22 protein-coding genes and 1 pseudogene are annotated in these 21,631 nt (G+C 44.8%); 3 read left to right on the top strand and 20 right to left on the bottom strand.

Annotated elements, in window-relative coordinates; translation table 11 throughout:
* Positions 1-7: 7 nt before the first annotated feature.
* A complete protein-coding gene (locus BST85_RS10720; protein ID WP_104813237.1) occupies positions 8-2,668 on the bottom strand; it encodes a hypothetical protein in 2,661 nt (886 codons plus the stop codon).
* On the bottom strand, positions 2,661-3,419 hold the full coding sequence (locus BST85_RS10715) for a DUF805 domain-containing protein (protein ID WP_104813236.1): 759 nt from the start codon (positions 3,417-3,419) through the stop codon (positions 2,661-2,663). The genes BST85_RS10720 and BST85_RS10715 overlap by 8 nt, the downstream gene beginning before the upstream one ends.
* Before the next feature lie 189 nt (positions 3,420-3,608).
* On the opposite strand from BST85_RS10715, the gene BST85_RS10710 reads away from it, so the two are divergent.
* Together BST85_RS10710 and BST85_RS10705 are read left to right on the top strand one after the other, a co-directional pair.
* Positions 3,609-5,096, top strand: a complete 1,488-nt coding sequence (locus BST85_RS10710) for a carboxypeptidase-like regulatory domain-containing protein (RefSeq protein WP_104813235.1) — start codon at positions 3,609-3,611, stop codon at positions 5,094-5,096.
* Between the two features lie 47 nt (positions 5,097-5,143).
* Positions 5,144-6,586, top strand: a complete 1,443-nt coding sequence (locus tag BST85_RS10705; protein WP_104813234.1) for an SLC13 family permease — start codon at positions 5,144-5,146, stop codon at positions 6,584-6,586.
* A 5-nt stretch (positions 6,587-6,591) separates the two neighbouring features.
* Here the strand turns inward: BST85_RS10705 and acs are convergent, their stop codons facing one another.
* The 11 genes from acs to BST85_RS10650 form a co-directional block, all read right to left on the bottom strand.
* Positions 6,592-8,499 carry an acetate--CoA ligase gene (gene acs, locus BST85_RS10700; RefSeq protein WP_104813233.1) on the bottom strand — a complete coding sequence of 636 codons (1,908 nt, stop codon included), beginning with the start codon at positions 8,497-8,499 and terminating at the stop codon, positions 6,592-6,594.
* A 116-nt stretch (positions 8,500-8,615) separates the two neighbouring features.
* Positions 8,616-9,008 (bottom strand): DUF7670 domain-containing protein, encoded by a 393-nt coding sequence (locus BST85_RS10695; protein ID WP_104813232.1) that lies wholly within the window; start codon positions 9,006-9,008, stop codon positions 8,616-8,618.
* 56 nt (positions 9,009-9,064) lie between these two features.
* Positions 9,065-9,568: a GNAT family N-acetyltransferase gene (locus BST85_RS10690; protein ID WP_104813231.1), complete on the bottom strand. Its 504-nt coding sequence runs from the start codon at positions 9,566-9,568 to the stop codon at positions 9,065-9,067.
* Between the two features lie 6 nt (positions 9,569-9,574).
* Positions 9,575-10,255 (bottom strand): DNA alkylation repair protein, encoded by a 681-nt coding sequence (locus tag BST85_RS10685; RefSeq protein WP_104813230.1) that lies wholly within the window; start codon positions 10,253-10,255, stop codon positions 9,575-9,577.
* An 18-nt stretch (positions 10,256-10,273) separates the two neighbouring features.
* Positions 10,274-10,747 carry a Dps family protein gene (locus tag BST85_RS10680; protein ID WP_104813229.1) on the bottom strand — a complete coding sequence of 158 codons (474 nt, stop codon included), beginning with the start codon at positions 10,745-10,747 and terminating at the stop codon, positions 10,274-10,276.
* A 34-nt stretch (positions 10,748-10,781) separates the two neighbouring features.
* The gene (locus tag BST85_RS10675) at positions 10,782-11,300 is read right to left on the bottom strand and encodes a GNAT family N-acetyltransferase (RefSeq protein ID WP_104813228.1); all 519 of its coding nucleotides are present in this window, start codon (positions 11,298-11,300) and stop codon (positions 10,782-10,784) included.
* A gap of 1 nt (position 11,301) precedes the next feature.
* Positions 11,302-11,838 carry a pyridoxamine 5'-phosphate oxidase family protein gene (locus BST85_RS10670; RefSeq protein ID WP_104813227.1) on the bottom strand — a complete coding sequence of 179 codons (537 nt, stop codon included), beginning with the start codon at positions 11,836-11,838 and terminating at the stop codon, positions 11,302-11,304.
* A 4-nt stretch (positions 11,839-11,842) separates the two neighbouring features.
* Positions 11,843-12,190, bottom strand: a complete 348-nt coding sequence (locus BST85_RS10665; RefSeq protein ID WP_104813226.1) for a hypothetical protein — start codon at positions 12,188-12,190, stop codon at positions 11,843-11,845.
* Position 12,191: 1 nt separating this feature from the next.
* Positions 12,192-12,419 (bottom strand): GNAT family N-acetyltransferase, encoded by a 228-nt coding sequence (locus tag BST85_RS14610; protein ID WP_181040007.1) that lies wholly within the window; start codon positions 12,417-12,419, stop codon positions 12,192-12,194.
* Positions 12,368-12,703, bottom strand: a complete 336-nt coding sequence (locus tag BST85_RS10655; RefSeq protein ID WP_104813224.1) for a GNAT family N-acetyltransferase — start codon at positions 12,701-12,703, stop codon at positions 12,368-12,370. The genes BST85_RS14610 and BST85_RS10655 overlap by 52 nt, the downstream gene beginning before the upstream one ends.
* Before the next feature lie 137 nt (positions 12,704-12,840).
* A complete protein-coding gene (locus tag BST85_RS10650; RefSeq protein WP_104813223.1) occupies positions 12,841-13,143 on the bottom strand; it encodes a nuclear transport factor 2 family protein in 303 nt (100 codons plus the stop codon).
* 227 nt (positions 13,144-13,370) lie between these two features.
* Between BST85_RS10650 and BST85_RS10645 the strand changes: the two genes are divergently transcribed.
* Positions 13,371-13,703 carry a single-stranded DNA-binding protein gene (locus BST85_RS10645; RefSeq protein WP_104813222.1) on the top strand — a complete coding sequence of 111 codons (333 nt, stop codon included), beginning with the start codon at positions 13,371-13,373 and terminating at the stop codon, positions 13,701-13,703.
* 56 nt (positions 13,704-13,759) lie between these two features.
* On the opposite strand, the gene BST85_RS10640 is transcribed toward BST85_RS10645, so the two are convergent.
* The 7 genes and pseudogenes from BST85_RS10640 to metG all read right to left on the bottom strand — a co-directional run bounded on the left by BST85_RS10640 (position 13,760) and on the right by metG (position 21,592).
* Positions 13,760-15,028, bottom strand: a complete 1,269-nt coding sequence (locus BST85_RS10640; protein ID WP_104813221.1) for an acetyl-CoA hydrolase/transferase family protein — start codon at positions 15,026-15,028, stop codon at positions 13,760-13,762.
* Positions 15,029-15,152: 124 nt separating this feature from the next.
* Positions 15,153-15,530 (bottom strand): hypothetical protein, encoded by a 378-nt coding sequence (locus tag BST85_RS10635; protein WP_104813220.1) that lies wholly within the window; start codon positions 15,528-15,530, stop codon positions 15,153-15,155.
* Positions 15,531-15,543: 13 nt separating this feature from the next.
* Positions 15,544-15,924, bottom strand: a pseudogene (locus BST85_RS10630) (carboxymuconolactone decarboxylase family protein); the annotation flags it as partial.
* A gap of 318 nt (positions 15,925-16,242) precedes the next feature.
* The gene (locus BST85_RS10625; RefSeq protein ID WP_104813218.1) at positions 16,243-17,079 is read right to left on the bottom strand and encodes a helix-turn-helix domain-containing protein; all 837 of its coding nucleotides are present in this window, start codon (positions 17,077-17,079) and stop codon (positions 16,243-16,245) included.
* A 39-nt stretch (positions 17,080-17,118) separates the two neighbouring features.
* Positions 17,119-18,021: a histone deacetylase family protein gene (locus BST85_RS10620; protein ID WP_104813217.1), complete on the bottom strand. Its 903-nt coding sequence runs from the start codon at positions 18,019-18,021 to the stop codon at positions 17,119-17,121.
* Position 18,022: 1 nt separating this feature from the next.
* The gene (locus BST85_RS10615) at positions 18,023-19,486 is read right to left on the bottom strand and encodes a hypothetical protein (RefSeq protein ID WP_104813216.1); all 1,464 of its coding nucleotides are present in this window, start codon (positions 19,484-19,486) and stop codon (positions 18,023-18,025) included.
* A gap of 12 nt (positions 19,487-19,498) precedes the next feature.
* On the bottom strand, positions 19,499-21,592 hold the full coding sequence (gene metG / locus BST85_RS10610) for a methionine--tRNA ligase (protein WP_245917683.1): 2,094 nt from the start codon (positions 21,590-21,592) through the stop codon (positions 19,499-19,501).
* Positions 21,593-21,631 lie beyond the last annotated feature (39 nt).

Raw genomic sequence — 21,631 nt, 5'->3', positions numbered from 1 at the left:
CTGTAATCTACTCTTCTTGAGCACTGTCTCCAACTTCATTGCTATCTGCGTCCAGTTGCTGTTCTAAATAATACAACCCATTTACCGACGGCTCATATATGTAGGTGGCTATACCATCTTCGTCCTCTGTTGGATTTCCTTCTTTATCCAGAAACTCAACTTTCCTGATCATACCGGATGGATATCGTTGATACACTTCCTCAGCGATTCCCAGTTCATTCTCCAGTAATTTATTGTCGGTGCCGTAAGTGGACAAACGAATGGCTTCACCATAATCGGACCAAGAATAAGCCACTTTGTGAAATCCATTTGGACCCGGTACGGGTATATTTCGTTTACCATAGTATTTCATATGGTCAATGAAACCATTTTCGGCATAGACAATCTCTTCTTCATGCACCCCAAGGCTGTTCGTCGCTGTTCTATTCTTGGAGTCGAAGTATTTGGTACTGCGTATCTGCTGTTTCTGATTTCTCTTGTACTGGATCAGACTAATTCCCTCCTGGTCCTCAATTCTGCGTCCGTTTTTATCCTGATACTCAATGGCGATGACTGAACCCTGCCAGTTGTAATGGTATCGGGTTCTAGCGATTCCATCGATAGGCTCTCCTGCAGTGTTGTAATTAATTTGAAGCGAATCTTTACCCATTCGGTTCATAACATATTCTATTTGGTGACTGCCGTCGATATCCACCGGATTATTCATGGTATCAAAATAGGACTCTTTCAGTAAAAAGTCCTGCAAGGTTTCATCGTAGACGTAGCGGTGAACTCCGGCATCTGAGCCCACGGCTAATCCCTGGTGAAAATGCTCTACGATAGTTCGTTTTTGATTTTGGCCGATGTCATAGGTCCAAACCACTTTTGATGCTTCACCATCAAAAGGCACAGGATTCATCGTAGAATCCATAGCAATTTTAAGGGTCATTTGTCCTTTTTTATCGTAGTGATACTCATAGACATTCACTCCGTTGGCAGTTATGGCATAATTACCCAAGGTGTCTAAGTGGTATTCACGCCGGATCAGACCATTGTCAGAGTCTACGGTTCGCAGCATAGCATATCCTTGATCATTAGCAAATAGATTACCGTATGCGTCATAATTCTCCATCAGGCTTGTACTATCGTTCGGATAGGAAAATAGTTGAAGTCCATTTTTAACTTCATCAAATTTCAGCACGTAGTCCCCGTAGTAAGTGGCATTCCGGATTAACCTGTCCTGGTCATCGTATACGGTTAACAACCGTTGGAATTCTTCTGTTCCCTGAACTGGCAAGCCACTTTTATTGAACTTGCTTTGAGAGGTCATATTGTCGTTTAGGTCGTAGGTCATTCGATAGACACAAACTCCATCAATATCATCCATGCGATCTCCTGCGGAGTCCAGGCTAATAATTTCATGAATATTTCCCCTACTGTCATAGCTCGTTAATTGATGATAACGATTCGCATGATGTGCAAAACGACCATGCTGATCGTAAAGACGCAATCGCACTACATTATGGTTCTCGTCGTAGTTATAGGAGTAGGTCCCAATTAGTTCCTTGTCCAGGATCCCTTTATTGTTCTTGTCAAAATTGCTGATCTGAATTATGCGTCCTAGCTGGTCATAATATCGGATCTCATGGAAAACACTGTCCTTGTTTTTGGTCAATCGTCCCTGGAGGTCGTAATAGGATGATTTCTCCTTGTGTAAGGAATCTGCAATTCTATCGAAGACCAGTTTATGGACATTTCCGTTACTTGACGGGTTTTTGAGTGAATCGAAATACTGGATTGTCGTACTCTCATTTTTGGAGAAGATGATGCGTCTGCGGTAATTGTCCAGTTCGGTATTCCATGCCGATCTTGCATTGAATAATTGCAGCTCTACAGTGTCTGTACCCTGTCCGATGATCTTGGTCATTGCGCTATCGAAGTACCCACCGTCATTTAGTTTGCCATTTTTTCTGAAATAGATCAGGACGTCGCCATCTTTTTGGATGATTTCATAAGAATTTCCAAATTGAGATTCCTCCTCACTAATAGGGTAACTTTTTAGTAATCCCTGGCGGCGATTGGTCAAAACCTGCCTAAAGAAGCGGGTGGAGTCCCTGGTATACCGGGAGTAAGAGAGAATGTCCGGATTCTCGTAGTAGGCTGTCTGCAAGAGCAGGTCATCAATGTACAATTGATAATATAATTGTTCTTCCAGTTCTCTATTATGGTCAGATTCGTTATCGTAGTCTTGTTGGAAACTATCAATTTTCTTCATTGTGTTTTGATAGATCTCATCGAGTAGATTCTCAGAAACGCCATCTCTACCAAGCTCTACAATCTGTTTTCGCATTAATCGGGCGTAATATTCTGTCACGTTGAAATGATACTGCTCATGCTTTAACAGTTGAATCCGTTCTGTAGAATCTGCAGTCTTATTGGAAAGATTTGGATTCATAACGGCAATGACTTTGCTGGATCCGGGTTCAATCAAATCAGGGTAAATGATATTGGTATGTACCGAAGCATCAAATTCTCCATCAATTGATCCTACCGTAACAAAATCTGACCATTCCAAGGGTCTTTCTCCCCATTTGATGGATTCTTTTGAGATCGTCCCAGTTGCTACGCCCAGTGAAATGATGCAAATAAGCATGAAAACCGAGGCCAACTGGAATTGCCGCTTACTCATTTAGTTGGTTTTTCTTGTTCGTCAATGGATAGATCAGAATCGAAATATATGTACTCATCCATATGCCAATTACCAGGGCCACATCCACAATCCATGATCCATAACCAAATATCTCTTCATGAAAGATCACCCGATAGATTCGAATGAGAATATATACTGCTACGGCATAAATTAACCGATGCCTGAATAGAAATGGTCGGATGGATTGGATCTCGCGCCCCTTAAAACAAAAGACGAGTAAGAGGTAATAGGACAAAAAGGTGATTACTGCATACCCGATTCCATAGACTCCCGCCATGATCTCATATCCCATAAGGTGATCCATGAGCAGGCCAAGAAAAACATTGAGCAGTACAAATGGTAGTCCTTCGATAAGGAGTGTCAGTGGTGTTTTTTCGGGCAAGCGCACCCGTAATTGTAAAAAGTCGCTATGTACACCACCCTCAATATGTTTTGGATTGTGTCCCCATTTGTTTGGACGGCTTTTGCCATCTGCAAAGACCATCCAAAGAACATAGAACGGAATAAGCTGAAAGAAGCCGCTCTCTCCAAGGTCATGACATCGCTTGGCCCCTTGAGCAAATAAAAACCACAAAAGGGGAACAACTATGATGAGGTAAACAATGCCAAAGTCGTCGTTCTCAACAAGCACGGCCCCGGAACCATAGAAAATAACAAGATAGATTAAGTAGCTAAGACCGTATTCCAAACGACGGATTCGGCCCTTAAATGAAAATGGGTTCAGGAACATAAAAAATAGCGCGAAATGGTAGTTCTGATATTCAATTATAATAAAATTTTAGGCATTACGAGGGAGCCTAAACGTGTATTCTCATAAATCATTGTTAATCAGTAACAGAAAGCCGGCTGACTCGTCTACTTTTAGCGAGCAACCTTTAACGTACTTCAAGCGTCTAGCTATAAAACCATCTCATCAATCATGAAATCCTATCCATTATTCATCATTTTGTTACTGGCCACAACATTTGGCCTCAGAGCACAGTCTTACACCGCCCGAGTGGTCGATTCAGCCACGAGTGAACCCATACCCTTTGCCACGGTCATCCTGGGCAAGAATGCAGGGGTGATCACAAACGAGGAAGGTGTTTTTTCCATCACCGCAGATCAACGGGAACAAATATCAGATTCGGTCTATATCTCCTCCATGGGATATGGTAAACGAGGTATCTGGTTAGGCGATGCGCAGGAGGCGGTCATTCGGCTTCCGGAGCAAACCTACGAGCTCAAAGGAGTTTTCCTCAGTGCTAATGTGTTATCCGTAGACGAGATCCTGGAACAGGTTAAAGCGAATCTTGACAAAAATTATGCGGCCGATATGAGCCGTAAGAAGATCTTTTTTCGCCAGTCGGATTTTAGTCTTATGGATAAGATGGATATCGAGTTTAAGGAATCCAGTATAGAGGAGCTGAACGAGGAATTGATGGATAGTATAATCAAATTGATCCCGCGTGAGTCGTCCTACTACAAGGAAGCGGTAGGCGATTTTTATGGAGACTACAGATCACAGAAGCTATTCGTTGAGCGAGCAGCTGAACTCTACGATAAGGATAAGGATGTTTCTATGGACGGTATATCCGAAAAGCTGGAGACCATCTTCAAGGAGAACGTCAAATCGGATTCTTATCTCAAGGTCAAATCTGGCATTTTTGGGACCAAGATCCAATTGGATTCTGCCCGTGCAGCGGGTAATGACGATGCCACCATTCAGGTAGAGGTGGAAGACGAGACTGACTACAGCAGTTTTCAGAAACAGATCAAATGGGGGATAGACGAGCTCTATGAGCAGCTCTTCTTTCAAGAGGATTCGGAACTGGATATCCTGTCCAAATCCAACCGCTACAAATACGAATTGGACGGCTACACCATGATCGATAATGGCCCGGCTTACGTACTGAAGTTCAACCCGAAAGGGAAGAAGGATTTCAAAGGGACCATGTATGTGAATGTGGACGATTTTGCCGTCGTCCGATTGGAATTCGAAAATGTCCGGCCCCTATCCAAATTTGGATTGTTAGGGATTCGATATCGTCACAATGTGTACAGAGGGAAGATGTTGTTTGGCAAAGACGAAACAGGAGCATACAGCCCGCGATATCTTGAATTGGAGGATGGTGAGGTAGTTGGCGTGGACCGGCCACTGAAAGTAATTGAGAAGAACAAGAATGTGAAGGGTAGAAGAAAACAGAATGAACTATCGCTTCATTTCGATATGGGGGTAACTTCCCTCAGCAAGTACGAGATGGTCGTATTTGAGACCGAAGGGATCTCCAAGTCGGACTTTCAATCTGCTAAAGAGAATCCGAAGGTAAAGGCTACCTATCTTTCACAATACGACCCGACCTTTTGGGAGGGTTATGCCATTATGGAACCCAATGAAGCCATTCAGGCATTTAGGGTAGGCGAGTAATCCTCATAGGGCCCCTAGGGATTTGAAATTTCGCTATATTCGGGCCGATGAAGCCCTTTCCGGCATACAAATTTGCAGCATTTTTAAGTGGACCACTGGCATTTTTAGCCGTGTTGGCCTTTCCGGGGGACCTGGTCACCGCTGCCATGGATCCGGTAATTGCCGTTGCTGTCTGGATGATCATCTGGTGGATCTCTGAAGCGGTGAGCATCTCGGTCACAGCCCTATTACCGTTAGCCCTATTTCCCTTACTAGGGATTATGGATATCAAATCCGTATCCGCCAATTACGCAAACCCCATCGTCTTTCTGTTCTTTGGTGGCTTTGTGATCGCCTTAGCCCTGGAAAAGGTACAATTGCACAGGAGGATTGCACTTTCCATTTTGAAAATAACGGGCACCAAGGCCAACGGGATCGTACTCGGATTTATGATCGCAACTGCCCTGATGAGTATGTGGATTTCCAATACTGCCTCCACCGTGGTCATGCTACCCATTGCTGTATCTGTGATCACCTTATTGATGGATGATGCTGACGGTTTTACGAAGAACGATCAGAATTTTGCTCTAGCTATCATGTTAGGGATTGCCTTCTCGGCAAATATTGGTGGGATGTCTACCTTGATTGGGACACCTCCAAACTCGGTAATGCTCGCCTTCCTGAACGAAACCTACCAAATTGATATCGGCTTTTTTCAATGGATGAAGTTGGGTGTGCCATTCTCACTGATCATGTTGGCGGTAGCCTATTTTTTTATCGTCAAGGTCTTTTACCCAAACCACTTGGGTGTGATCGGCTCTTCGAGTACTGTGATTCAAAGTGAACTGGATAAACTTGGGCCCATGAGCCGGGGAGAGAAGGTCGTCTTGGCCATATTCTTACTAACGGCTGTTGCCTGGATGCTCCGTTCTGCCATCAATAATTGGATTCCAGGCTTGGGGTTAACAGATACCACTATTTCCATGATAGCAGCTGTTGCCATGTTTGTGGTTCCTATCAATCTTAGGAAGGGTTCCTTTCCGCTAGAATGGCCGGATACGTCGCGCTTACCATGGGGAATACTAATCCTCTTTGGAGGAGGGCTGGCACTGGCCAGTGGGCTAACCCAGGGAGGATTTATCGATATGATTGGCGAGTTCATTGCTTCGAAAGAGAATTGGAGTGTGATCTTGGTCACCTCAGTCCTGATCGCCATTATGTTGTTTATGACAGAATTGATGAGCAATGTCGCCTTGGTGACTATTTTGGTTCCACTGGTTGTTGGAATAGCTATTGGAATGGATACGCCCATTCTCCAGATGGTTATTCCGGTGACTTTGGCCAGTAGCTGTGCCTTTATGCTTCCCATGGCCACCCCGCCCAACGCCATCGTCTTTGCAAGCGGACATATACGGGTACATCAAATGGCAAGGATAGGTGTCGTACTCAATGTATTGGCCGTTGGACTGTTGATATTGGTGGCGTACTATGTAGTTCCAATCTTATTCTGAACTGATCAGATGGCGTGATCGATGATCTCCTGGACCACCTCCGGATTTAGCAATGTACTAGTATCCCCTAATTGATCTGATTGACCATGTGCGATCTTCCGAAGAATCCGCCGCATGATCTTACCAGAGCGTGTCTTTGGCAGTCCTCTGGTGAACTGGATCTTCTCCAGTTTAGCAATAGGTCCTATTCGGGCAGCGATCAGATCGTTGATCTCTTTGCGAACATTGTCCTGATTGCGGTCCTCTCCGGTTTCCTTCAGGATGATATAGCCGTATAAGGCATTGCCTTTGATGTCATGTGGAAAACCGACTACTGCACTTTCTGCTACGGCCGGATGTTCGTTAATGGCATCTTCTATTGGTCCTGTTCCCAGGTTATGACCGGAAACGATGATCACATCATCAACTCTTCCGGTTATACGGTAAAACCCGACTTCGTCCCTTAAGGCTCCGTCTCCGGTAAAATAGTTTCCGGGGAAAGTCGAAAAATAGGTCTCCCTGTAGCGCTTGTGATCTCCCCAAATGGTTCTTGCCATTGAAGGCCATGGAAATTTGATGCAAAGCCGGCCATCTGCCGGATTACCGATCACTTCTTTTCCCTGTTCATCCATCAGTAAAGGTTGTATCCCAGGGAGGGGTAGGGTGGCGAAAGTAGGAATGGTAGGAGTAGTGAAAGGAATAGGGGAGATCAGTATCCCACCTGTTTCGGTTTGCCACCAGGTATCTACAATGGGGCATTTTTTCTTCCCGATGTTCTCATCATACCAATGCCAGGCCTCTTCATTTATAGGTTCCCCAACGGTACCGAGGATCTTTAGAGAAGAAAGATCGTAACGATTCACATAGTCTAGATTCTCTTTGGCCAAAGCGCGTATGGCGGTTGGCGCCGTATAGAACTGGTTTACCTTATGTTTCTCTACCACATGCCAGAACCGACCCCAATCCGGATAGGTAGGCACTCCTTCGTACATCACCGTGGTTGCCCCATTTAGTAGCGGGCCATAGACGATATAGGAATGTCCGGTTATCCACCCAATGTCGGCTGTACACCAGTAGATATCGCCTTCCCGGTATTGGAAGACATTCTTAAAGGTGTAAGCGGCATAGACCATATAGCCAGCCGTGGTATGTACCATACCTTTGGGCTTACCCGTAGAACCAGAGGTATACAGAATGAAAAGCGGGTCTTCAGCGTCCATTTGCTCTGCAGCACAGTCCTTATAGGCGTTGTCCAACAGCGGTTGTAGCCAATGGTCTCGGCCGTCCTGCATATTTACTTTTGTGTGAGTTCGCTGGGCAACCAGTACATGGTCCACAGTAGGGCAGTCCTTCATGGCTTCGTCCACAATGCCTTTTAGGTCGATTGTCTTCCCTCCCCGGAAGGAACCATCACTGGTTACTACCAGTTTGCATTCTGCATCATTGATCCGGGCAGCCAATGCTGCCGCGGAGAAGCCAGCAAAGACTACCGAGTGTATCGCTCCTATCCTTGCACAGGCCAAAAGGGTGATAGCCAGTTCCGGTATCATGGGTAGGTATACACATACCCGATCTCCCTTGCTAATGCCCATTTCGGTCAGCACATTCGCCATCTGGCAAACCTTGCGGTACAATTCCACGTAACTGATGTGCTGAGCCTGCTCTGAAGGGTCGTTGGGTTCAAAGATGATAGCAGTTTGGTTACGGCGAATCGTCAGGTGCCGGTCCAGGCAATTTTCTGTTATGTTTAGCCTTGCGCCTGGGAACCATTCTACTGCAGGTTTGTCAAAATCCCAATCCAGGACCTTGTCCCAACGTTTTCTCCAGATGAAATGTTCTTCTGCCACCTCTTCCCAGAACAGCTCGGGATCGCGGACAGACTGTCTGTAAACTTGAAAGTATTCTTCCAGAGTCTTGATATGATACTTACTCATGCTTTTCGTTTATTATTGGCAACTATCCAGTTGTGTCAGGTTATTTTCATAAAGTTCAAGCTCCAAAATTTACCTTTCCTGGCCATAATGGTTGTCAATTAATGTTGTGCTGGAGCTTATTTTTCTTCCGGTTCAGGTTTTTGAGCGGAGGACCATGTTGTTAAAACCAAAGTAAAGCTCAGGAACACTAGGAGCAAACAAAGGACAAAGGTTGATAGGAAGAAATTGCCCCTGGAAAAATTCAAAAAGTACATCAATCCTAAACTCACCAATAAAGATATTAAACTCCCTGCTTTTGCCCATTTATAACTGGACAATACAGCTAGGATCAAGACAGTCCAAGGAAGGGTGTTGGGTATGTTCTTCAGCAGGCCTTTGATCCCTCCACCCATGGATTCGGACCCGGATAGCAAAGCAAAGATCAAGACCCCGACACTTAAAATCAGTAAAACGATGCGGGAACTATGTTTAAGTATGATTGCCAGGCGGACCAATTGTTTGTTTTCCATGGAAAGGGTTGTTAGTGAAGTACTTCATAAAGTTAATCAGAAAATGGCAGGAATGTTCACCTGCGTATTCGATAATAGACGGCGTCAGCAATACCGTCACAAGGGGCATCTTTCCAATAAGCCATCCCCAGTTTTTCAAGTACTCGGATAGAAGCCAGGTTCTCGCGGGCTGCACGGCCTACGATCTCTTCCAGAGCAAGTTCTTCCAAACCAAAATTGAGCGTTGCCTGGGCACTTTCGGTGGCATACCCTTTTCCCCAATCCTTTCGATAAAATCGAAATCCGATATCGACCATGCCATCCTGGTGTTTTTTGAGTCCACACCAGCCAATAAACTCTCCATCTACTTTCCGCAAAACAGCCCAGCGACCATAGCCATTGCTCTTGTAATCGTCGTAACCTGTGAGAAAATTGGAGGCATCCTGCACGGATTGGAAGGGAGGATCGCCTGTATATCGGATCACTTCCGGATCCAGGTTGAGCAGATACATCTTCTCAGCGTCTTGTGGACGAAATTCCCTTAGGATGAGGCGGTCGGTCTCCACGATTATATCGGGCATGAAATTTCAGTTTTTATTGTTCAGTCTCAAGGCTTCCCGTCTACTCAAATTACTCAATTCCGGCCTATCGCTCACAAATTGTCTTACCCAATTTGGATTGGTCTTGCTATACTCCCTTAATATCCAGCCAATAGCCTTTCGTATAAAGAACTCTTTGCTATCCTTAAGCCGATCGATCTGCCTGGAGAGTAGCTCTGTGTCCAGTAGATCCTTGTATTTGAGCTGGAACAGCAGGCCCGTACGCTGAAGCCAAATATTCCCGGACTCAAACCAATTATCACATAGTTTTCCCCTGGCTTTTGGGTAATTAGCCAACACAATGCCGACCAAATGAGTGGCAATAAAATCTACCGTATCCCACCAGGATTTATGGGTGATCATAAACTCCAGCAGGGGGATATCTGATAGATCTAGATGACGTTTGAATTTTGCGACCAACTCTTGTCCGAAATACTGGAACTCCCGTTGAGGTTCTTTCCAAAGTCGATGGACCAATTGATGGAGATCAGATTTTTCAGGGAGCGTATTTTTATTAAGGAAAGGAGCTAGTGCCTTTCTCCTTTCCCCAGCGGTAAGACCAAAAAATTCAAACTGATTCCGCATATAAGCGGTTTGTCCTTTTGCTCTATCCGGATTGGATTGAGCATTTAAGACTTCCCGAACCGGTTCAACGTACGCTCTGGTCATATACACATTTAATACCGATCATGCCAAGTAGGCCGAATACATCCAAACCAGCTTTTCCTGCTCGCGGATGTAATCGCTCATCTGGGCATTGGTACCCTCGTCATTAATGTCTCCGGAGAGTTGAAGTATATCTCGTTGTTTGGTGAGTAATTGTTTAAATGAGGCCAAAATGTTCCCTACGCATTTCATGCCATCACTGACTTCCTTACTCTCTTGGATTTGTGAATTGGTCAGATAGTTAGAAAAGCAATGCTGCGGCGCATATCCCAAGGTTAGGATTCGTTCTGCAACTTCATCTATTTTCACAAAAAGGTCGTTGTATAATTCCTCGAATTTAATGTGCAATTCAAAGAACTTATCCCCTTTAACATTCCAGTGATAACCACGTACGTTCTGATAAAACACGGAATAATTGGCCAAGAGATCGTTCAGTTTTTGTGCTAATTCAGCGCTTTTCTGGCTATCTAGCCCAATTTGATTCAGATTTGACATAAGGATGTTTTTGATGTATTGAATGTACAAATTTCTAGAGTGATAAGCGCATGACCCAATCCGTTTGAGGGTCCTGACCTACCTGGAAAGTATGCGTTCCGATCTTTCTAAATCCAATATGCTCATAAAAGGCAATAGCCCGTGGATTTTTCTCCCAAACTCCCAGCCAGATATTCGACTTTCCAAGGGTTTTTGCTTGCTGTTCGGCATGTTGGATCAGGGCTCCACCATATCCGTTTCCTTGGTATTCTTCAAGGACATAGATCCGTTCTATCTCCAGTTGATCCTCACCATAGTCTTCCGTTTGCCCCTGTCCGGTATTAAGCTTGGAATAACCTACAACTTTTCCATCGACCCAGGCAAAGAAGAAGCGCATTTCGGGATGCTCCAATTCTGTTTTAAGCCGCTCTTTGCTGAGGTGTTGGTTTATGTGTTGTTGTAGATTTTCCGGAGTATTAAGATGCCCATAATTGGACCTAAAAGTATGGACGGATATCCGGTGAAGATCTTCCAGTTGTTCCGTGCTTATCCTTTCGATAAACAGTAGTTCCATGTCAGGGTACCAGTTTGGTCTCTATCCAAAGATTCCCATCGCGTTCGTAATGAGAACGATGGTGCCGGGTCTTGCCCAGCTGCACTACATCCAGATCATGCGGACTGATCTTGATAACCGTTAGGTGAATGGTTTCGCCGTATATGATCTCAGATTCGTCCATGCTGGGGGTCCCAGGAGTTTCCTTTGTTGTATAATCCTTTCTGTGAGGGCCACTTTGGATCTGGTTGAAATACTTGGCGTATTCCATACTGTCTTCGCTCAGTATGGAGGCCTTGCCATTCAACCGGATCTGCAATTGGATCTGAGGATGATAAAAAAGGGCCGAAACCAAGTCGTTTTGGCGAATCTCCCCTACTTTTCTCGTCCTGGAATCGGTAAAGAAGGTCAGGCCGAGCCTGTCGTCCAGGCCTCGCTTAACAACTGTCCTAACCTGTGGAAACCGGGCATGGGTCCCAAGAAAGAAATAGCGAAAGGGATGGGATGGGTCGTTTTCACTTCTCTTTAATTCTGCCTTGGCCAGGGTAAGTAACTCCATGGGATTATTCCTGTTTTATATCAACTAAATGATAGGGCGTGCAAGTGCCTTTGGTGATCTCCTCTAATGTGACCTGTAATTCTTTTCTGTCCCTTGAGATCTGTTCAAAATCAAGGTCAAATTTTGCCAGTTCCTCTGCACTGAACTTGAATTGCTTGACCGAGGCTGCATCTCCAGCTGCCAGTACAACGAACTGAAGGGAGTCATTACTTTTGATCAACTCGGTTACACCCATGGTATAGCTGTTTTGCTCATACGAACAGGGACCCCCAACCTTCTGATTACAGGAGAATAGGGACATAAATAATACAAGGGCAAAGGCGCGATTCATCAGCTGTACTTCTCTTCTCAATTTACTCTTTTTCCAGTACAAAAGTGGTATAGTCTGCTCGATTCCTGTAGACCAATGGATATTGCTCCAGGCTAATCTGTACTGCACCGATCTTCCGCGCCGCAGCCTGGGACCGGAAATTTTTGTGATCGATGTATAGCAGTACCCTGTCCATGGAAAGAAAAGCATGGTCTATCATCAATTTTTTGATCTGCTGGTTGGTGCCGTTCCCCCAATACGATCTGGACAAATAGGTCCATCCGATCTGAACTGCCAGGGGTCGTCTTCATGCAATTCGTAACGCGAGCTCCCAATGACGCTATCGCTATTCTTGTCGATGATCAGCAAAGCCCCACCTGAATTCATAGACAGATCAAAGAATTGATCAAATCCTTTCTTGGTCGCTCGTTCCTTGGCCGGGTGTTGGTCCCAGATCATAGGGTCATTGGCAACTGCGAATAGCTGATCGCGATCTTCTTCTCGCAAAGGTCTGATCAGAAAATGGTCATTCTCCAGTATGGGCTGGATATTCATCAATCCAATGTCATATTTCCTACTCCGTATTTGAAGTGATAAACGAAGTTATAAATTCTCCAGCCAGCATCCGTATGTCTGAGCCGGAGATCATACGAACCGACAAATTCCCGAGTAGGGCCATTTTCTGCCTTCTCTTAGAAATGAGTGGCTGTAGCATAACAATGAACCGCTGCATTGTCCAGTGATAGCAGTGTGATCAGGTAATTGCCGGCCAGGTGGTTCACCTCATCCACCTCGGTGAAACCCTGAGCCCAACGTTCACAGATCTCTCCAGAAGTAAGGTCTTCTGGTTCGGCTCCGGTCATGCTGCTCATATCTAAATGAACTTCCGGAGAAAATACCTCGGTTTGCAGGAGATCCCAGTCTCTGTTGTCAGTGTAAACAAACAGCTTGTTCACAGCCTCGATGATTCGTTCTCTAACTGTAAATGGTTCCATAATATGTGCAGTTTGACGTTAATAAAGATAATGACGTAAAGGACGTTATTTCATAGGTTTTGATTGATGATGGCGGTCAGTAATTATCATTTGTAAACGTTTAAAAACACCTTTAAACGACTGTAAATGTATGTCTACCGATTATGCCCTTAATCCGATTCTATGTTTGTGCTGTCGGAAATTTTGAACCGGCATGGAATTAACTGTTTAACTTAAAAAGATGAATCATGAATGCAATTAGAAACCGCGTACAGTTGATTGGACGTTTAGGACAAGAACCAGAGATCTTTTCTTTCGAAGATGGGAACAAACTAGCCAAGTTCAGTATGGCTACGGACGACAGCTATAAAGACAAAGAGGGGAATAAAGTAGAACGCACCCAATGGCATAATGTAGTAGTGCGTGGAGGTCTGACAAAGATCGTCGAGAACTATGTCACCAAGGGACAGGAGATCGCCGTAGAGGGCAAACTAACCAACCGCTCTTACCAAGATAACGATGGGATCAAGCGCTTTATCACCGAGGTGCAGTGCAGTGAACTGCTGTTGTTGGGTAAGTGATTGACTGATGTGAAAAGCCCCTTAACGGGGCTTTTTGGTTAATTATTTCAATCCTATCAAAGATTAAATCGCTTGATCATTTGTTCCTCGAGATCCTGCTGATGATCGGGATGAGCGATAGAGATCAGTACCTTGGCCCGTTGTTTCAGGCTCTTCCCAAATAGATCGACTACTCCGTATTCTGTAGCCACATAATGCATATGTGCACGCGTTGTGGTAACACCAGCACCATAATTCAAATGTGGAACGATCTTGGACACTCCTTTCTTAGTGGTCGAAGGCATGGCGATAATAGGTTTACCCCCTTTGGATAAGGACGCACCGCGAATAAAATCCATTTGTCCTCCGACGCCGGAATATTGATAAGGACCAATAGTATCGGCGCAAACCTGACCTGTAAAATCAATTTCGATAGCCGAGTTTATAGCAGTCACTTTCGGGTTTAGTTTGATCAGGGAGGTGTCGTTTGTGTAGGCGGCTTCCTTGAAATGAACACTGGGATTATCGTCCACAAAATCATAAAGCCGTTGAGACCCGATTGCAAAGGTTGTCACGATCTTATTGGTCTTTAAGAATTTCTCTTCCCCAGTTACAATTCCCTGTTCCACCAGATCCAATAATCCATCACTGAACATCTCGGTATGTATGCCCAATCGCTTGTGATTGGTCAAATTGGCTAAGACAGCGTTAGGAATGTTTCCTATTCCCATTTGCAAGGTGGCACCGTCCTCAACCAGATTGGCAACATGTTCCCCGATCTGATTTTCGACTTCAGTGGGCGCTCCAAAAATAGCCTGATGGATAGGCTGATCAACATGTACCCCGTAATCGATCCGATTGATATGGATGATACCATCCCCATGAGTACGTGGGACCTGAGGGTTTACCAAGGCTACTACGATCTTCGCTTTCTGAATGGCAGGAATAGTGATGTCTACAGATACCCCCAAGGAACAAAACCCATGCTTATCCGGTGGTGAAACCTGGATAAAGGCTACATCCAGAGGCAGAATGTCGCGGCAGAATAATTGATGGATCTCGGAAAGAAATATCGGTATATAATCACCCTTATTGCTATTGACCCCTTTTCTTACATTGCCGCCAACGAAGCAGCTTGTCAGACTGAAGGAGTCAGAATAGGGTTCTTGCATATATTTTGCCGGGCCGTCCGTGTGGATCTGTATGATCTTGACATCATTTAATTCCTGATACCTTTCACATAGTTGATCGATCAGTAGATTGGGGGTCATAGCAGCCCCTTGAAAAAACACTCGATCTCCCGATTTTACTACGGAGACAGCTTGTTGGTCGGTTACAATTTTCATAGCCTGAGATTAAGATTGCAAAGGTGCTTCCCAACGGGAATTTAAGATATGATAATTGTCAAAGAACAAAAAAAGCCTTGACCATTTTCTTGTGATTCAAGGCTTTTAAATAATTGGAGGATGATTACTCTACGATCAGTTTGTACTGAGGTGTAGGGTTCAACGGACAGAAGTATACATACTCCCCTTTAGTGAGAACGGTTGTATTGGATCGCTCAGTAGCTCCTTTTGCTATGGCCTTGGTCACATAGGCCGATTGAATATGGGCATCCGGGTCACTTTTTGGCGCCAGAACAAATCCTACGGCATGGTCTATGCCTTTGTTAGTTACCTCAAAAATATAAGAGCCAGGCTTCAACTTCAATGTTTGCTGGGTAAACTCACCAGGAGTTTGTTCCAGTTTCACTCTTTTAGAGTCGCCAACTTTGGAGGTCATTTCCTGAGCTTGGATGGCCAAAAAAGAGATCAATAGGACGATTGCTGATAAAATTAAATTTTTCATTGTGTGTATATAATTATTGTTTAACTACTGCGGTTTCTTCAAGAGGTTGGGCGATTGGGAAATCTACCGGAACTTGGGTTGTGTTGTGAATGTAATTAGAGATTGTCTTATCTCCCACGGCCACGATCACATCGATCAGGTTTCCTTTGTTATAACCGGCTGAGAAAAATTCGTCCAATACAGATTGATCTGCTCTTCCTCTGTTTTCAGTCAGGTTTCGGACTAACCTCGCCAAAGCGTTAAGCTTGTTGTCAAAATTGGCATAGCCACCACGTAATTCCAGGATTTCTTGGTCGCTAAATCTGTTCATTTTACCAATGGCAGTATGGGCAGAAAGACAGTACAGACATTCGTTCACCTGGCTTAAGGCCAAATTGACTACTTCTTTTTCCCGATTTTTTAGCGAAGCGGGTCAAGCCATGTTGGAATTTCCCTCCCGTATGTCGATTATTCCTTCAACAAAGTGTGACTGCCCTTTACCGTCAATGGATGTTGTGTTTCACAATAGAAATCGTGTAGGTGATGAGTCTCACAACTACGTTCCTCTTTAAAACCTTGTGATCTATGATTAGATCTCTTTGTGTAAAGATGAATGATGTTAAATATTGAAGTAGACATTTTTGGTCTTTGTATTGATTTGTTGGGTACAAAGATCAGTTGAAAGCGGAGTGCAGGAAATGGATCGAATTCCTGATAAGATGTCAATAATTCCTTATGCGGAAATGGAAAGAGATCTAAATTCTGAGGGCGATTGGCCGGTTACCTTTTTAAATAGGCGGCTTAGGTGGGAAGGATCCTCAAAGCCGAGTTCATATGCGATCTCTTTGGAGCTTCGTTCAGTGTATCTCAGTAAACGCTTGGCCTCTAAGATGATTCTTTCGTGTATGACCTTTAAGGGACTGATGTCCATCTTACCGAAAACATTGGACAGTGTCTTGGGAGAACGATGCAACCGATCTGCATAGAATGCCACACTGTGTTCTACCCTGAAGTGTTGGTCTACCAACAGATTGAAGCTCCTAAGCAGGTCAACTTTGGTGTTGAAGGAGGTCAGTGACTGGTCTTGCGTCTTGAATAAGCGTGTGGTCTTGATTATAAAACGGGCCAGTAGAAGACGAAGCATCTCTGCCTGGATGTTATCCGTAGTTGCGATTTCTTCCAGAAAGACCTGATGCAAATTCTCGAAGCTACGCTGTTGTTCCTGGTTCAACCCCACAACTGGTGTACGTTTATTCCCGAAGAACAGCAAACCAGCACAACTCACCTCTTTGTCGTGATCCTTGATGCAATAGAATTCGCGGTTGAATTGATAGACATTGAGATTTTCACCAGAGATGAATTGAAAATACTGGATCGGAGTTATGGAGAGTATACTGTTTGGCGCTAATTCTAGAGGTTCTCCATCAACTTCGACGCTGGCACTTTTGTTCCCCGTCCAAATAAAGGTAAACAACCCAACAGGTCTGTCACTGGAATAGAGCAACAGGTCCTGTTCGTTTCCCAATCGAAACACTGCTTCCGTATTGAACTCCTGAAAGGAATAGGCCATACGCTTTTGTTCGAATTTTGGCGGATTACTTACAAAGAATTAGAAATATATTTCCTGGGCTGCTCTGTAAGTGTTTGCGTGACAATTAATTATCGTCTTGATCTCCGGGGAATAACCGCCGCCCATACTCACTTGCACAGGTATCCCTTGTTCCTTGCAGGAAGACAGAACAAATTCATCTCTTTTCCTGCAACCAGCTACACTACAAGATAACCTCCCTAGTTTATCACTTTCAATGATATCTACACCGCTGAGGTAAAAGATGAATTCAGGCTTTTCAGAATCGATCAGCTTGGGCAGTTGGTCGGAAAGAATGCTTAAGAACTCATGGTCCGTTGTCCCATCTGCCAATTCGATGTCCAAATCGGACTTTTCCTTTCTAAAGGGATAATTGCCTGCGCCGTGCATGGAGAATGTGAAAACACGGGGTTCATCAGCAAAGATCTGGGCCGTTCCATTTCCCTGATGCACATCCAGATCCACTATCAGTATCTTCTCGGCCTTTTTATTACGCAACAACCAGCTGGCGGCGATGGCCTGATCATTGAAAAGGCAAAAAGCCTCCCCATGATCAGAATAAGCGTGATGGGTGCCACCCGCAATATTCATGGCGATTCCATTCTCTAAAGCCAATTGAGCTCCCGTGATGGTCCCCTGGGTGATCAAATGTTCTCTTTGGACCAATTTCTCGGTTAAAGGAAACCCCAATTTCCTAACCGCTTTCTTATCTAGCGTCAATTCCCTGAGTTGCTTGACATAATTCGCATCGTGGACGGCAAGAATATCCTCATCCAGAGGAACACCTGGTTCAAAAAAGTTTTCCTCTGTACACGTTCCTTCGTGAAGCAGCTGGCGGTGCAGTAACTCATATTTGGACATGGGGAAGCGATGTCCCAAGGGGAGGTTATGCTTAAAGATGGGGTGATAAGCGATCTTCAGCATCTCAGAAACCGTGAAAGCTCATTACCTCATACTTCGGATTCCAAAGACCCAGTATGGTCTTATCCTGGAATTCGAAGAGCAAGAGTGGGAGTTCTTTTTCCTGAGATTTCGAGTATTGATCGATACGCTCAAACAGATTGAGGTCTGGATTCCCATTGTTCGACACTTCAAATTGCTGACTTACAGCAAGCCGAGCATAAGAGGTCTTCCCGTTTGCAAACCGACTATAGGATTGAAATTCCGGCGAAACGGCCTCAGCGATGGCATAACTGATCAGGGCTCCAACCACACCCCCGAAAACCGCGCCCATTCCAGCCGCAGCATTACTCCCACCGCTGGATTCTTCGGATTTATTCCAACTACCAAAAGTCAAATGATATCCTTCCGCATCAGGTATAAAACTCAGACCTAGTGGATTGAACTTTAGTTTCCGAAAGTATTGAGAAGTACTCAGCTGTTTTTCTTCCTCTTTCCATGATTTCTTCTGAGAAAAGGAAAAGCCAGATTCTTCATCATCCCTGCTAAGGGCCAGAATTTCGTTCCTTGTTCCGGTCTTGATATTCAGCATGGAAATCTTGAGGGAATCGCTGCTTTGAATAATTTGGGCCAATTGATCACCTCTCAAAAAAGAGTTGGACTTAGGGCGGGTATTCCTTTTCTCCAACTCAGGTTTGTCAAAAGTCGAGGATTGTAAGCTGATATCATCCAGATCCAGGATAAGCATCTGGGTCATTTCATATTGATGATCCATGGTCAGGTACAACAAATTCTCTTGTCGGTACAATTTGAAGTTGGCCGAACTCTCAGTCAAACCGATCGGATAGTCATTCCCGCTAAGGTTAATAGAAGAAATTTCGGCATTTGCATGAATCAGTAGTTGCTGTACCGGAACCTGCCTTCCGCTGCTACCCAAAAGTTCCAAGTAAGTTCCATCGATGCGATGTTCCTGCATTTTAAGCGCCTTATCGATCCGGTACAAATAGAAGACAGGCTCTTTCTTCTCTACCGTCAGGATATGCAGGTCGTCCTGATACTCGAAATGTGCCAGTATCTTCTTTGTTTTCAGGTTGATGGGAAGATCACCTTTTAGATCGATCCCATTCTGTTCGAAAGAAAATCGAAGATAGGTCACGGATTTCTCCTTTTTGTTGTTAAAAAAGAGGGTGTAACCGTATTCATTAACCATGTTGCCAACGATCTGATCGTAGGTCCGTTTCTGCTTAATCAGTTCGATCTTTCTGTCCACATCCAAGCGCTCATTCAGCCCATAGGCGTGGATCTGCCGATTATCGATCAGAAAGACCCCAACCTGGTTCAGTTTGGGATTGGCCAGGGCGAATCCCGTAGTAATTGGAAGTTCCGAATTGGTGGCATGGGTAAATCTGTTCAAGTCCGGCTGGCAATAAGCCTTTGACGGGATCAAGAATAGATGGAGTAAGGCTAACAGGCCAAGACCGATTCTCATTGAAGAGGAAGATTAGTTGATTCCGCTACCGTTATCAATACCGGCCTCATCCGGATTAACAAACATCAATTGGCCATTGTTGCCTTCGGTCATCAAGATCATTCCCTGACTTTCTACCCCTCTCAGTTTCCTAGGAGCCAGGTTAACCAAAACGGTTACCTGTTTACCAACTATTTCTTCTGGAGAATAGCTTTCGGCAATTCCGGAGACAATGGTTCTGACGTCTAATCCTGTGTCTACCTTTAAAACCAATAATTTCTTGGTCTTGGGCATTTTATCGGCCTCCAGGATCGTTCCCACACGAAGATCCATTTTGGTGAAATCTTCAAATGAGATAGTGTCTTTCTGAGGTTCTACCTCTCGATTGGCAGCCTCGTTGGCCGCTTTGCTCGCCTCCAGTTTATCCAATTGTCCTTGTATTTGTTGGTCTTCAACTTTGGTGAATAATAGTTCACTTTTACCGATCTGATGTCCCGGTTGAACCAGCCAGGATTCCTCACACACATCATTCCATTCCAGGGAGTCTGAAGTATCTAGAATTGAATTTAATTTACCGGCAGTATGCGGTAGAAAAGGTTCACTTAGTACAGCCAGTGCCCGAGCGATCTGTATAGCCACAAACATCACCGTCTTGGTCCGATTAGCATCAGTTTTAATGGTCTTCCAGGGTTCTTCGTCGGCCAGGTATTTGTTTCCTAAGCGGGCCACTTCCATCAGTTTAGCCTGGGCCTCCCTAAAACGAAATCGTTCAATAGACTCGCTGATACTGACCGGTAGTTCCCTTAGTTGCTGAAGAGTGTCCAGATCGGTTCCGTTCAATTCTCCAGGCTGGGGTACTTCTCCCTCGTAATATTTGTGGGTTAGCACGACTACCCGGTTGATAAAGTTCCCATAAATGGCAACCAATTCGTTATTGTTCCTGGCTTGGAAATCGGCCCAGGTAAAGTCGTTGTCCTTGGTTTCTGGTGCGTTTGCTGTTAGTACATAACGCAATACATCCTGCTGACCGGGAAAGTCTTCCAGGTACTCATGTAACCAGACCGCCCAATTCTTACTGGTGGAGATCTTATTGCCCTCTAGGTTCAGGAATTCGTTGGCCGGAACATTTTCCGGCAAAATGTATGACCCTTCTGCTTTTAGCATGGAAGGGAAAATGATACAGTGAAAGACAATATTGTCTTTCCCAATAAAATGGAGTAGGCGAGCATCCTCGTCTTTCCAATAGGGTTCCCAATCGATACCTTTTTCGGCTGCCCACTCTTTGGTAGAAGAGATATATCCAATAGGTGCATCAAACCAAACATAGAGGACTTTGCCTTCGGCCCCTTCCACCGGTACAGGGATACCCCAGTCCAGATCCCGGGTAACAGCCCTCGGCCGGAGCCCGTCGTCAATCCAGGACTTACATTGCCCATAGACATTGGTCTTCCAATCGGACTGATGCCCTTCCAGTATCCATTCTCTAAGCCAGGGTTCATACTGATCCAATGGCAGAAACCAATGCCTTGTTTCTTTTAAAATGGGTTTTGCACCGCTGATGGCACTTCTTGGATTGATCAGATCTGTGGCATTGTGCGAAGTACCACAGTTCTCACATTGGTCTCCATAGCTCTCTTCATAGCCACATTTCGGGCAGGTTCCAACGACAAAACGATCGGCCAGGAATTGATCTGCCTCCGGGTCGTAAAGTTGCTGGGTAACTTCCTCGGTAAATTTTCCCTGATCGTACAGGGTCTTAAAGAATTCTGATGCAGTCTTATGATGAATTGCTGCCGATGTACGGGAATAATTGTCAAAGGATATCCCGAATTCCTGAAAAGACGATTTGATCATCTCGTGGTATTTGTCTACCACTTGCTGAGGTGTGATTCCTTCTTTTTTAGCCTTAAGGGTAATAGGAACACCATGTTCGTCACTACCACACACGAATGCTACGTCCTTATGCTGCAATCGCTGGTATCGTGCATAGATATCTGCCGGAACATAAACACCGGCTAAGTGACCTATGTGCACGGGGCCATTTGTATACGGCAAAGCCGCGGTAATGGTATATCGTTTGGTTGTATTCGCCATGCTTACTGGAAAGGACAAAAATAGGGTTTCCATGGCGGTCAGCCAAGCGGACTAAAGCAGTGTATTCCAGAG

Origin of the sequence: Aureitalea marina (assembly GCF_002943755.1) — a bacterium.
Classification (GTDB): domain Bacteria; phylum Bacteroidota; class Bacteroidia; order Flavobacteriales; family Flavobacteriaceae; genus Aureitalea; species Aureitalea marina.
The sequence above is the reverse complement of the archived record's forward strand: the minus strand, read 5'-3'. Positions and strand labels throughout refer to the sequence as shown.

Bases quoted from the DNA above. Each gene is read 5' to 3' on its own strand.
- BST85_RS10710 (WP_104813235.1), top strand. From the start codon at position 3,609: ATGAAATCCTATCCATTATTCATCATTTTGTTACTGGCCACAACATTT.
- BST85_RS10705 (WP_104813234.1), top strand. From the start codon at position 5,144: ATGAAGCCCTTTCCGGCATACAAATTTGCAGCATTTTTAAGTGGACCA.
- BST85_RS10720 (WP_104813237.1), bottom strand. From the start codon at position 2,668: ATGAGTAAGCGGCAATTCCAGTTGGCCTCGGTTTTCATGCTTATTTGC.
- BST85_RS10685 (WP_104813230.1), bottom strand. From the start codon at position 10,255: ATGACCAGAGCGTACGTTGAACCGGTTCGGGAAGTCTTAAATGCTCAA.
- BST85_RS10670 (WP_104813227.1), bottom strand. From the start codon at position 11,838: ATGGAGTTACTTACCCTGGCCAAGGCAGAATTAAAGAGAAGTGAAAAC.
- BST85_RS10645 (WP_104813222.1), top strand. From the start codon at position 13,371: ATGAATGCAATTAGAAACCGCGTACAGTTGATTGGACGTTTAGGACAA.
- BST85_RS10675 (WP_104813228.1), bottom strand. From the start codon at position 11,300: ATGGAACTACTGTTTATCGAAAGGATAAGCACGGAACAACTGGAAGAT.
- BST85_RS10695 (WP_104813232.1), bottom strand. From the start codon at position 9,008: ATGGAAAACAAACAATTGGTCCGCCTGGCAATCATACTTAAACATAGT.
- BST85_RS10680 (WP_104813229.1), bottom strand. From the start codon at position 10,747: ATGTCAAATCTGAATCAAATTGGGCTAGATAGCCAGAAAAGCGCTGAA.
- BST85_RS10690 (WP_104813231.1), bottom strand. From the start codon at position 9,568: ATGCCCGATATAATCGTGGAGACCGACCGCCTCATCCTAAGGGAATTT.
- BST85_RS10650 (WP_104813223.1), bottom strand. From the start codon at position 13,143: ATGGAACCATTTACAGTTAGAGAACGAATCATCGAGGCTGTGAACAAG.
- BST85_RS10635 (WP_104813220.1), bottom strand. From the start codon at position 15,530: ATGAAAAATTTAATTTTATCAGCAATCGTCCTATTGATCTCTTTTTTG.
- acs (WP_104813233.1), bottom strand. From the start codon at position 8,499: ATGAGTAAGTATCATATCAAGACTCTGGAAGAATACTTTCAAGTTTAC.
- metG (WP_245917683.1), bottom strand. From the start codon at position 21,592: ATGGAAACCCTATTTTTGTCCTTTCCAGTAAGCATGGCGAATACAACC.
- BST85_RS10620 (WP_104813217.1), bottom strand. From the start codon at position 18,021: ATGCTGAAGATCGCTTATCACCCCATCTTTAAGCATAACCTCCCCTTG.
- BST85_RS10615 (WP_104813216.1), bottom strand. From the start codon at position 19,486: ATGAGAATCGGTCTTGGCCTGTTAGCCTTACTCCATCTATTCTTGATC.
- BST85_RS10715 (WP_104813236.1), bottom strand. From the start codon at position 3,419: ATGTTCCTGAACCCATTTTCATTTAAGGGCCGAATCCGTCGTTTGGAA.
- BST85_RS10655 (WP_104813224.1), bottom strand. From the start codon at position 12,703: ATGAATATCCAGCCCATACTGGAGAATGACCATTTTCTGATCAGACCT.
- BST85_RS10625 (WP_104813218.1), bottom strand. From the start codon at position 17,079: ATGGCCTATTCCTTTCAGGAGTTCAATACGGAAGCAGTGTTTCGATTG.
- BST85_RS10640 (WP_104813221.1), bottom strand. From the start codon at position 15,028: ATGAAAATTGTAACCGACCAACAAGCTGTCTCCGTAGTAAAATCGGGA.